Below are 12,095 nucleotides of genomic sequence, written 5' to 3' on the forward strand. Positions count from 1 at the left end.
AAGAGATCGATAAATAGAAATAAAAAAGCATAGACCAACCCTCGTCGGTGTATGCTCTTTTTTTATATTCTTGTATATCGATTTATAGCGACGCTTTTATGTCGTTTGGAAGTAATACGCTATCTATAACATGAATTACACCATTGCTGGCCATAACGTCAGCTTTGATAACTTGAGCGTCGTTTATCATGACTTTATTCATTGTAGTAGATATCATTAGCTTACTACCTTCCACCGTAGTTGCATCAGAGAGCTCCGTTACATCTTTTGCTGTTACTTTACCAGCTACCACATGATACGTAAGAATTTTTGTTAGCGTTTGCTTGTTTTCGGGTTTAAGCAGCATTTCAATTGTACCGTCAGGCAATGCAGCAAATGCGTCATCGGTCGGAGCAAAAACGGTAAATGGACCATCCCCTTTCAATGTACTGACTAAATCAGCAGACTTAACGGCGGCTACGAGTGTTGAAAACATATCATTACTAGCAGCAGTGTCGACAATATCGTTTTGCTTGCCTTCTGCATGGTGACCTGCGAAAACGCTCGTGCTCAGTACAATTAAAAACAACGCACTCATTATTTTCTTCATAATCTTTCCTTCAATGTGTAAATGGGTTTTAAATGAAATTCATCATCCTTCATATCGTCTACTACTTAATGACAGCTACTGAAAGCTACTGAATTGAGGTTTGTTACGGCAATGTCTTACAATTTGATGATTAACTTTGTGTAATGCTGGTTAGCAACGAAAGAAGAGGAGCGATGCATCAGTAACTTAGTTCAGTTCTGGCTTATCTATTGCGATAATATGCAGCTTGCAATTGTAAATAAAATGTAAAAATAAGCGCGAATGCTATAATTTTAAACTATCGAGTAACAAGAAAAGGTGCCTAATATGAATACTCGACTAGTTTTCTTTATACTTTTTTGTTGTGGTTTGCTCAGCGCTTGCCAGTCAACGCGAGAGAATAGTGTGGAGGCAGCGCCCACACTATTAAACGATAGCCTGTTTTCTTCTCATCATTTATTTCCCGTTGAGTCTATTGAAGATATCTTTTTTCTTGGAGAAGATGCTCAGATCTTTGCTGAAAAGGCAGTGTATGCAAAAAGCATTACCGGGAAAGATGTAAAAGGGCTAGTAAAAGCTATTTTTGATCATTCGGACTATGGCATGCTGTATCGTAATAGTGCGAACACGACGGCAGACACTACGTTTAACAATCGAGCGGCAAACTGTTTATCCCTCTCAATTATGACCTATGCACTTGCTGAACATGTGGGGTTAGACGCGACCTTCTATGAAGTAGATATTCCAGAGTATTGGACACGAAGAGAAGGGTATAGCCTGCTAAATGGGCATATTAATATGCGCGTCTCAGTGCCTGAGGCTAATCATGTAACATCGATTGGAGGCTCATGGGCAGACGTAGACTTTGACCCGCAAATGCTACGCAACTACTTTCCCAGAAAGCCAGTATCGAAAAACAAAATAGTGTCCATGTACTACAACAACAAAGGGGCAGATGCGTTGGTGGCGAATAGCTACACAAGGGCTTACAGTTACTTTCGTGCCGCTGCTACATTAACGCCTGAATTACAGCAAAGTTGGGTGAACCTAGGCGTTCTTTACAGAATGGTGGAAGCTTATGAGCAGGCTGAGATTACTTACAAGCATGCACTATCACTAAATGATGAAAACCTCACCGCATGGGAAAATTTATCTATTCTTTATACGCATCAAGATAGAAATGGAGAAGCAATGCAGATTACGCAAATGGTTGAAGCAAAGCGTAAGAACAACCCTTTTTATCATTACATATTAGGGGAACAAGCTTTTGATGCTGGCAAGCTTAACGCTGCAATAGCGCATTATAGAAAAGGGCTAAAGCTTGATAACGCGCGTCACGAGATTTTATTCGGCATGGCCAAAGCGTATCACGAGTTAGGAGATGTTAGCGAAGCGCAACGCTTCTTAGAAAGAGCCGTGAAGCATTCACCAAACCAACAAGAAAAACAGCGCTATTCTTCTAAACTAGCTACCTTGGCAAGCAACTAAAAAAAAGCCGCAGACTAGCTGCGGCAAAAGAATAACACTACAAAAGGAACTTAATTTATATAACGCCCAGCTCACGAAGGCGCTCTTGCAGGTATGACCCTGCAGTATGACGTTCTGAAAGAACAACATCTGGTCTTGGGTGTAAAAACAATGGCAACGAGATACGAGATTTCGTCATGTCAGTGCCATCTGGGTTTACAACCCTATGGGTAGTTGATGGGAAATATCCGCCTGATGCTTCTTGAAGCATGTCGCCAATATTCACGATCAAGTTCCCGAAATCACAAGGAACGTCAATCCAACTACCGTCTTTAGCTTGTACTTGCAACCCTGGCTCGTTGGCTGCTGGCAAGATAGTAATCAAATTAATATCTTCGTGAGCAGCAGCGCGAATTGCATCAACTTCTTCATCACCTTTTAGTGGTGGGTAGTGCAGTATACGTAGCAAGGTTTGATCAGAATCTTTGATCATGTCACCTAGCGGCTGACTGTACTTATCGCTCACCTCTGAAGGAGAGTGCTTTTCTATCCAACCCAATAGCTCTTTCGCTAATGTGTTTGCTTCCTCATAGTACTGAGAAATTTGTGGATGTAGCGCTTCTGGGCACTGACCCCACGGATAGAAGTGGTAATACTCTTTAATATCTTTTTTCGTAAAGCCTTTAGCTACCTCAGATACGCTCTGAGGGAAAAATCCGTCTTGTTTACCTTTGTTGTACAGGTAGTCGTTCTTCTCTTCACTATCGAAGAAGCCCTGCCAATTGTCGTAAATACCTTGAACTAATGACTGTTGGATAGGGTGATTTTTCAAAACACCGAACCCTGTCTCGCGAAGTGACTTCACGAATTCTTCTTGTGCGTTTTCCGCTTGGTAATCAACAGCAACTAATTGCATAACTTTATCCCGTATATTTTGACTGCGGCATTATAAAGGTAGACGGGCTACAGAAAAAAGTCGCAGAAATTGACATAAATCAATCCCGCGAGGAATTTGCGCGTAATTTACAGAAACCTGACCAGTTAGTCTAGTAAAATCTTGACCAACTGGTCCAAATTAATGAAATTTAACCAAGAGAGAGGTAAAAGCCCGCTAGCGCGGCACTCATTAAGTTAGATAACGTTGCAGCAATAACAGCTTTTAACCCCAGTCTCGCAATTTCTTTTCTGCGTGTTGGTGCCATAGCACCAATTCCACCCATCAAAATAGCGATAGAAGAGAAGTTTGCAAAACCACAAAGTGCAAAGGTGATAATGGCCTGAGATGCTTCAGATAGCTGCGATTGGTTTTCTAAGAAGTTAAGGTAAGCAACGAATTCGTTGACCACCATTTTCTGACCAATGAAGCTACCTGCAAGTTGTGCTTCCTCCCATGGTACGCCGATTGCCCATGCAAGAGGTTGAAGTACATAACCCAGGATCCCTTCAAACGTAACGTTTTCATAGCCAAATAGCCCTGCTGTCCAGCCAATAAGGCCGTTAAACATGGCAATTAACGCTATGAAAGCGAGTAGCATAGCGCCTACGTTTAACGCAAGCTGCATGCCTGACGCTGCGCCACTGGCAGCAGCATCAAATACATTAGCGTAGCCGGTATCTTCCGCGTCTACGTCGTGTAAGTCTTCATTGGGTTTACTGGTTTCAGGCAAGATAATTTTTGCCATTAGCAAACCACCTGGCGCAGCCATAAAGCTTGCGGCCAATAAGTATTTAAGGTCAACGCCCATTCCAGCATAACCTGCCATCACAGAGCCCGCAATTGACGCTAGCCCGCCTACCATAATGGCAAACAGTTCAGAGCTCGTCATGTGTGGGATGAAAGGGCGAACTACCAAAGGCGCTTCGGTTTGACCGACAAAAATGTTGGCTGCAGAGGACATGGATTCAGGACGACTAGTCCCCAGCGCTTTTTGTAAGAATCCACCGATTACTTTGATGATGACACCCATCACTTTGAGGTGATAGAGAACAGCGATAAGTGCAGAGAAAAAGACAATAACGGGAAGCACGTTAAAGGCAAAAATAAAAGCAATTGATTTGTCGCCAATAGGGCCGAACAAGAAGTTAATGCCTTCTTGGCTATAAGCAATAATGTTGGCGACAAATTTGGTTGCGCTTAATAGAACTTCTTTACCTGGTTCAGAGTACAGGACAAATGCGCCAACTGATGCTTGAATAGCAAATGCGCCGCCAACGGTGCGCCAATTTATACTGCGTTTCGCCGATGATAACGCGAAAGCAATACCCAGAAGGACTGCAATGCCCAGTAAACCTACCATAGTAATGTTCCCTTAAAGAAGCGCTTGCTGAATGTGTGATTTGATCACATCTAATGCGATTTGGTTTTTGCCACCTTGCGTCACTACTACGTCGGCAGTGAAGCGGCTAGGTTCGATAAATTGATGATACATAGGCTTTACAGTTTCTTCGTACTGCTTGGCCACTGATTCTATGCTACGACCTCGTTCTTTCAGGTCTCGCATCATTCGGCGCATCAAACAAATATCAAGAGGAGTATCGATAAAGATTTTTACGTCGTACAGAGGTAATAAATCTGTACGTGCAAGCAACATAATACCTTCAAGTATGATCACCGGTGCGGGGTTTAAGCGCTCCGTTTCAGGTAAACGTGTGTGCGTTTTATAGCAGTAATGCGGATAGTCGATAGGTTGGCCATCACGCAATGCTTGCAGGTGCGCTTTCAATAACTCGTGTTCAAATGCGTTTGGATGATCGTAGTTATTCTTCTCACGCTGTTCCATGGGAAGATGATCTTGGGCGCGATAGTAGTGATCTTCGCGCAGCACTTGAACAGGGCGCCCTTGAGCACTGAAGCCGTTAAACAAATTTTTTGTAAAAAGAGACTTCCCAGAGCCAGAAGCTCCAGAAATGGCAATAATTAGTGGCGATTGCATAGTACTATAAAGCTGGTTTTGTTGGTGCAAAGATACGCGTTTAGGCCTCGCGAATCAATGTTATATTCACAAGTTCTCACTTTTGGGCGCGGTCTTTGCTAGAACTTTATTGTGTTTTCAAGGTATTGCGGGCTGTTTTTAAAACACGCATAAAATACAAAAAAGTTCTCCAATTGGTCAGTTTTTAATTAATTACCAATAATTTCGATATCCTCTTCTTTTATCGGTGGCAATGCGTAAGAGTGTTGCTTTGAACGCGAACCTTCTCCCTGAGCACGAGGCGGGTAATAATTCTCTTTTTCTTCGTTGTAAGACGAAAACACTTCATCAAGGGCGGCTCTTATTTCACTGAGGGTTTTGTCCAGGTTCGCATTGAAATCAGGGCGTTTGCGCTTAGTATGCCCAAGCTCAATAAGCCGTCCGAAACTTCTGTTCGCTAGCGTAAGCAATTCAGAAGGTACATCCTTGTGCGGAGGAAGTGGGGTGTGTGGATACTCTATACAATATCTGACTAACGCAGTGTAAAAGCATAACGGCTTGTTTTGGAGCGTAACCACTTTATCGTCTATGCCGTTAGAAATAGTTTTGTCTTTTAAATTAATTACAAGCTTAGGCGTAGGAGGAATGACTTCTTCAAGCGCTTTGCGAGCCTTTCTTGTTCTATTTGAAATAAAGAATAGCGGCGCGATAAAGAGTGACGCAAATAAAGCAATCCAACTGAACGTTAAGGCGCTTGAAGGGAGTTTATGACGAAGTTCGACGATAATGTCTTGTTCAGCATTAACGAAACGCGAAGACATTTTACTGGGGTATGAACTGAAGTCTTCTGAATCCGTTTCTATACCTTGAATACCCTTTACCAGGACTGGATAGCCTTGTTTTTTGAGGCTGCTGTTCAATCTACTCAGGTATCGGTAAATCGCGAATTGATTAACTGGGGTATTAAGTGTTTTATTGCCCACATCTAAAAAGGCGCTATCTAAACTTATTCTTCGCTGAACATTATCAAGCGCTTGATGAACGGAAGATTGGTATGAGAAATATTGTGCGGTTATCGCCACACATTGAAGTGTCAATATTAACGCTAAAACGTTAATAGCAATCAGGGGCTTGGACTTGAAATAAATCTTTTTATGACTCATTAGTTACACCCCTCTTCCAATGTAATAGTTTTGTAATAGGGCCTGGGGTGAGACATCGCTATGTCATGAACGACTGACTGCATTGCACAAAACAAGTCGGTATTCTGCGTTTGCATTTTCAAAAACCATTGCATTCCGCTTACGCTTTCTAAAAGCGGCGTGGCGTAGTTTCGTGAAAACCTTTCTTCATCTTCTTCAGCCCAGTAAGAAGAAATAATGTCCACATCACCAGCAAGCAGCGCGCGTCTTAGTTCTTGGTGAGAACTGAAATATACAATGTCGACATTATTGTCGCTCAGTCCTAAGCCTTGCATTACAGTCTTCGGCACGATATGGCCCGAGCGACTGCTAGGATAGTCCAACAAGCCAATGCGCTTTCCTAAAAGGTACTCTTTTGAAAGTTCAGGCCTTTCTCGTAAGGCAATGAAAAATGCCGAATAGTTAGGATGCGACGCAATCTTAGTTAAGCCGTAAATCTGATCTGCCCCGAAAGCATCAACTACGTTGCTCTTGACCAACGCTAAATCGACAACGCCGTGATTGATGTAACGAAACGTGTCGTAATCGCTTTGTCCGATAATTATATTTACTTCGCCGAATTGACGTTTAATGGTTTGATCGCTGCAAAGCTTCTCTTTTGCCATCTCAGCTATTCTGCCGTCGGTTACATAAACAGAAAAAACATCAAAATTTCCCACAAGTTCAGTCTTGCAGTTCATATTTTGGCCAGTTTGAGGGGCGATATCAGTGTATGTGACTGAATGTTGGAAATAGTTCACCGCACCGCAGGTGATAGCAGCGATAATAAAAATTATCCATTTCCCGGAGGCAACAATTCTGAAATTCGTCAAAAAAACGACCAAATGAATTAACGATTTATAGTGTGATTTCATCAGTTAAGGTTATTTATTGCAATAGGTAAGTTTATTTTAAAGTGTTATATTTATGATATTTATGGGTTTTTTATGGGTAAACCTGATTTTTATTAAACGCTGTTTATTAGTCGTATATCTGTCAAGAATAGGTCCAGCTAATCGTTATGGATTGACAATAATAATAACAAGTAAATTAACTTGACCATGTGGTCAAGAAATAATTTTCAAACTCAATAGCCTCGGGCGATTGCTGTTAAATAAAAATGTAAAACTGTAATAAAACTGACACGAAGGTTTACGACAATTTAATACATTCAAGTACAAGCACAGGCTAGGTGTGTTATTTTTGCACTACACTAGACCGTGTTAAAAAGAATTTTAAACAAAAAGGGAAACACACACATGAGCTCATCAGCTAAATTCAGTCGCATTGCGGCTGCGGTTGCGCTGTCAATCGGTTTGTCTACCACTGCAATGGCGCAAGAAACGTCATCTGCAATGGAAGGCCGCATCCTTACCCCTACAGGTGCACCTGCTGCGGGAACATCTGTTACTGTCATTCACGAACCTACTGGCACAGCCCGTGAAGTGGTTGTGGGAGCTAACGGTACGTTTAACCTTCGCGGCCTTCGCGTTGGTGGTCCTTACAGAATCGTTGTAGATTCTGACGAGTACCAAGACACTACTATTGACAGCGTATTCCTTGAATTAGGTAACCCATTTGGTGTTAACCTTACGCTAGAAGACGCTAGCGACATCGAAGTTATTTCTGTTAGCGGTAGCGCATTAACAGCTACAGCGTTTGGTGCAACTGGCCCGCAAACAGTATTTAATCTAGAAGCGCTTGAAAATACGCCTGCTATTAACCGTAGCATCGGTGATATTGTGCGTGTTGACCCTCGTGTTTTCGTTGATGAAAGCTTCAACGACTCAATTAGCTGTGGTGGTGCAAGCCCGCGTAACAATAGTTTGACCCTAGATGGTATTCGCATGAATGACAACTTCGGTCTAAACAGCAACGGCTTCCCAACTGAGCGTATGCCTTTCTCTTACGACGCTATTCAACAAGTAGCGGTTGAGCTTGCTCCTTTCGACGTAGAGTACGGTGGCTTCACTGCGTGTAACATCAACGCAGTAACCAAATCAGGTACAAATGAAGTTCACGGCGGTGTTTTCTATGACTTTACGTCTGACTCTTACCGCGGCGACGAAGTTGACAGCGTAGAGCGTGACAACGGCAACTACACTGAAAAACGTTACGGCTTCAACGTTGGCCTTCCACTAATTAAAGATAGTCTTTTCCTTTTTGCTGCTTACGAGAAGCTTGAAGGCGTTCAGCTATATGATTACAACGCGCTTGGCGGCCGTGTAACTCAAGATGATATCGACCAAGTAACTGAAATTGCGCAACGCGTTTACGGTTACGATGTTGGCGGTACACCAGGTTCTGCGCCAGTTGAAGATGAAAAAATTCTTATTAAACTAGACTGGAATATTAATGCAGATCACCGTGCTTCATTAGTTTACAACTGGAACGATGGTTTCAGCGTAAGCCAATCTGATGGTGGTTCAAGTAACCTTTCTCTTAGCAATCACTTCTACGAGCGCGGCGCTGAGCTAACTACGATTGTTGGTTCACTCTACTCAAACTGGTCTGACGATTTCTCGACAGAACTTCGTATTGGTCACACTGACCTAGATAATCGCCAGCAATCACTTGATGCTGCTTCTGGCTTTGCAGAAGCGCAGATTTCTACTGAAGGTAGCGGCCGTATTTACATCGGTCCTGATGATTCTCGTCAGTCTAACGACCTTAACTACGAAGTGTTTAACTTCAAGCTTGCGGGTACTTATTTCTGGGGCGACCACGAAATTACAGCCGGTGTTGAATACGAAGAAACTGATGTATTTAACCTGTTTATGCAGCACACCGTAGGTGAATACCGTTTCGACAGCATTGCTGATTTTGAAGCAGGCCTAGTTGACCGTATTTACTACAATAACTCAGCGGGTACAAATAACCCAGCTGATGCAGGTGCTTCTTTTGCATTCGACGTGACCACGTTCTACGTACAAGACGAGTTCTATCTGACTGATGACTTGAAAATTATGGCTGGTCTTCGTTACGATACATACGGTTCTGACGACACACCTCGTTTGAATGAAAACTTTACTGAGCGTTACGGTTTTGCAAACACGGCAAATGTAGACGGTATCGACCTTCTTCAACCGCGTTTCGGTTTTACTTACACAGTTAACGAAAGCCTAGAGCTACGCGGTGGTTTAGGTCTTTACTCTGGTGGTAACCCTAACGTTTGGATCTCAAATGCTTACTCTAACGACGGTGTGACGAACATTGGTACTCGTGAAGGTCAAATCGATGGCTTCGTAAGTGGCACTACTTCATTGTTTGACCTAGCGCTAACTGGTCAAGGTCGTCCGATTTACGACGTACCACAAGAGCTATTTGACGTAGTAGCGAACACTAGCCTAACAGATGGTGACGGTAACACTAACGCAACTGACCCAGACTTTGAAATTCCGTCTGAGTGGAAATACGCGCTAGGCTTCACCTACGTAACTGAAAACGACTACCTAATTAACGCTGATATGATCTATACCGATCGCCAAGACTCAGCGATTGTTAGAGACGCTAACATCGTTTACTCAGGTCAAAATCGTTTTGACGGTCGTCCAATTTACGAGCGCATTGACGCGGACCGTAACGAAACGTCTGACTTTATCCTTGGTAACGTAGATTCAAGTGACGACGGTAGTTCGCTTGTACTTTCAATCGGCGTAAGCAAAGAGTGGGATAATGGTTTCGATATGGGCGCTTCATACGCTTATGTTGATGCTGAAGATGCTAACCCAATGACAAGCGCAGTTGCATTCTCGAACTACGCGAACTTTGCAACTAGCGATCCTAACAATCCATCTGCAGCAACGTCTGACTACGCTGTTGGCAACCGTTTTAACTTCTCTCTAGGCTACACTGCTGAGTTCTTTGACGGTTATGCAACGCGTTTCAACTTGTTTGCAACGGCTAACGAAGGTAAGCCTTTCTCTTACGTTCATAGCAACAACTCAGCATTCTCATGGGATGGTGTATTTGCTCGTCAGCTTATTTACATTCCTGAAGTAAATGACCCGAATGTAGTGTTTGTAGACCAAACTAACCGTGATGGTGACGTGCTACAAACTGCAGAAGAAGCAGAAAGACTGTTTAACCGTTGGGTTGAGAACAACGGCTTCGAACGTGGCGAGATCCTTGAGCGTAACAGTGAAACTGCTGACTGGTGGTTTAAAGCTGACTTACGTGTTTCTCAAGAGCTTCCTGGCTTCTATGAAGGTCATACAGCAAGCGCGTTCTTCGTAATTGAAAACTTGACTAACTTGATCAACGACCAGTGGGGCGATTTCCGTCAGGGTAGCTTCGGTGGTGATGAAGTTCTTGATGCTAGCTTCAACGACGCAGGTCAATACGAGTACAGCGCTGTTTCTATTCCAGAGCAAAGCGTATCTCGCGGTCCTTCTCTATGGGAAATCCGCGTAGGTGTTAACTACCGCTTCTAAGAAGTAGTAAACGCTAACTACAAGTTGTAGTGTTAGGTGCCACTCTCCTTAACAGGAAGTGGCACTTTTTTATGCCCGCGATTTATCTCACTCATTTGCTACTAATCGATCCTTCTCTGCTTTTATGATCTAAGACCCTCCATCACACGAAGTAATTGGCGTTACATTTTTAAATGCTCGCAAGGAGGGCTTATGTCAAAACGTATGTTAATGGTAATGACGTCTCACGAAATTATGGGTGACACGGGTGAGAAAACAGGTATGTGGCTTGAGGAGTTTGCCGCACCTTATTACGCATTTAAAGATCAAGACTATACGATTACCCTTGCGTCGCCGATGGGCGGGCAAGTTCCTATTGACCCCAATAGTCTATCCGACGATGCGATGACTGATGATGCAATTCGATACACGAAAGATGAATTAGCGCGTAGTGCAATCGCTTCGACTATACCGCTTGAAGATGTGCGTGCAGATGAGTTTGACGCAGTATTCTACCCAGGTGGTCATGGTCCTTTGTGGGATCTGTCAGATAATGCCCACTCAATTAAACTTATAGAAGACACAATTGCGGCAAACAAACCTGTTGGTGCCGTGTGTCATGCGCCAATCGTGCTTAAAGATGTGCAAACTCCAGATGGTAAGTACTTGGTGGACGGAAAAGCTGTGACAGGTTTCTCCAATAGCGAAGAAGCAGCAATGGAGCTTACCGATGTTGTCCCATACCTAGTTGAAGACGAACTAGTGAAAAAGGGCGGTAAATATGAAAGTGCAGACGATTTCGCCGTAAAAGTGTGTACTGATGGTTTACTGGTGACAGGACAGAACCCACCGTCATCACGCCCAGCTGCAGATGCGCTAATTAAGCTTTTATCTTAGGAAAGTCTTAGTTTATAAACTATTTCGAAACCGCATCTTGTATGCGGTTTCTTGTTTTCGGTTACCGAGTCTTTGACGAACTAGTTAGACATTTTCGAATAAATCTTCAACGCGTTGTCTTAGCTCTTCAATTCTTGTCACATCAGCTGGCGCTATAAAAATGGTGTCGTCGCCTGCAATAGTACCTAATACGCCATCTTTCTTGCTTAACGAATCTAATAAACGGGCGATAAGTTGAGCTGCACCTGGACTGGTTCTGATAATAACCATCACATTATTGTGGACAATGTCTAACACAAGTTGTTTCAGGGGGCTCTTGGCGGTTGGCATGCCTAGTTCTGGGGGCAAACAGTACACCATGTCGCCCCTGGCATTACGAGTCCTTACTGCACCGAACTTGCTTAGCATTCTAGAGATTTTAGATTGACTGATATTGTCAAAACCTTGAGCTTTTAAAGCATCTACTATCTCGCCTTGTGAACCATAACTTTCCGCTTTAAGAATCTCTTTAAAAGCCTTGATGAGTTGCTCTTGTTTTGCGTTTGCCATTAGCGCTCTTTTCTTTTCTGAGGGTTATCGTTAGGAATTATATTTAGTATGCGTATATTGTGCCGCACAGGTAGACTTTGCGCAATTTCTTTGCATAATCATTCATGAT

At 43.1% G+C, this 12,095-nt stretch carries 10 protein-coding genes; 3 read left to right on the forward strand and 7 right to left on the reverse strand.

The features are described 5' to 3' along the window. Nucleotides 1-82: 82 nt before the first annotated feature. The gene (locus ACXAFM_RS12190; protein WP_474834679.1) at nt 83-589 is read right to left on the reverse strand and encodes a fasciclin domain-containing protein; all 507 of its coding nucleotides are present in this window, start codon (nt 587-589) and stop codon (nt 83-85) included. Nucleotides 590-895: 306 nt separating this feature from the next. On the opposite strand from ACXAFM_RS12190, the gene ACXAFM_RS12195 reads away from it, so the two are divergent. After that, entirely contained in the window at nt 896-2,056 is a 1,161-nt protein-coding gene (locus ACXAFM_RS12195) for a tetratricopeptide repeat protein (RefSeq protein WP_474834681.1), read from the forward strand. Nucleotides 2,057-2,111: 55 nt separating this feature from the next. On the opposite strand, the gene ACXAFM_RS12200 is transcribed toward ACXAFM_RS12195, so the two are convergent. The 5 genes from ACXAFM_RS12200 to ACXAFM_RS12220 all read right to left on the reverse strand — a co-directional run bounded on the left by ACXAFM_RS12200 (nt 2,112) and on the right by ACXAFM_RS12220 (nt 7,003). Continuing rightward, on the reverse strand, nt 2,112-2,951 hold the full coding sequence (locus tag ACXAFM_RS12200) for an isopenicillin N synthase family dioxygenase (protein ID WP_334060271.1): 840 nt from the start codon (nt 2,949-2,951) through the stop codon (nt 2,112-2,114). A 169-nt stretch (nt 2,952-3,120) separates the two neighbouring features. Further along, on the reverse strand, nt 3,121-4,332 hold the full coding sequence (locus ACXAFM_RS12205) for a NupC/NupG family nucleoside CNT transporter (protein ID WP_474829791.1): 1,212 nt from the start codon (nt 4,330-4,332) through the stop codon (nt 3,121-3,123). A gap of 12 nt (nt 4,333-4,344) precedes the next feature. Further along, complete coding sequence (udk, locus tag ACXAFM_RS12210) at nt 4,345-4,968, reverse strand: uridine kinase (RefSeq protein ID WP_014950808.1); 624 nt, start codon at nt 4,966-4,968, stop codon at nt 4,345-4,347. A 188-nt stretch (nt 4,969-5,156) separates the two neighbouring features. Next, nucleotides 5,157-6,110 (reverse strand): hypothetical protein, encoded by a 954-nt coding sequence (locus ACXAFM_RS12215; RefSeq protein WP_474829793.1) that lies wholly within the window; start codon nt 6,108-6,110, stop codon nt 5,157-5,159. Continuing rightward, on the reverse strand, nt 6,110-7,003 hold the full coding sequence (locus tag ACXAFM_RS12220; protein WP_474834683.1) for a type 2 periplasmic-binding domain-containing protein: 894 nt from the start codon (nt 7,001-7,003) through the stop codon (nt 6,110-6,112). Before ACXAFM_RS12220 ends, ACXAFM_RS12215 begins: the two co-directional genes overlap by 1 nt. 384 nt (nt 7,004-7,387) lie before the next feature. Between ACXAFM_RS12220 and ACXAFM_RS12225 the strand changes: the two genes are divergently transcribed. After that, entirely contained in the window at nt 7,388-10,561 is a 3,174-nt protein-coding gene (locus ACXAFM_RS12225; RefSeq protein WP_474834685.1) for a TonB-dependent receptor, read from the forward strand. Nucleotides 10,562-10,753: 192 nt separating this feature from the next. Then, nucleotides 10,754-11,437 (forward strand): type 1 glutamine amidotransferase domain-containing protein, encoded by a 684-nt coding sequence (locus ACXAFM_RS12230; RefSeq protein ID WP_474834687.1) that lies wholly within the window; start codon nt 10,754-10,756, stop codon nt 11,435-11,437. Between the two features lie 84 nt (nt 11,438-11,521). Here ACXAFM_RS12230 and argR read toward each other — a convergent pair whose 3' ends face one another. Then, nucleotides 11,522-11,986, reverse strand: coding sequence for a transcriptional regulator ArgR (gene argR, locus ACXAFM_RS12235; RefSeq protein WP_025253953.1), 465 nt, complete (start codon nt 11,984-11,986; stop codon nt 11,522-11,524). Nucleotides 11,987-12,095 lie beyond the last annotated feature (109 nt).

This window comes from Alteromonas sp. ABD4_190 (assembly GCF_056160105.1).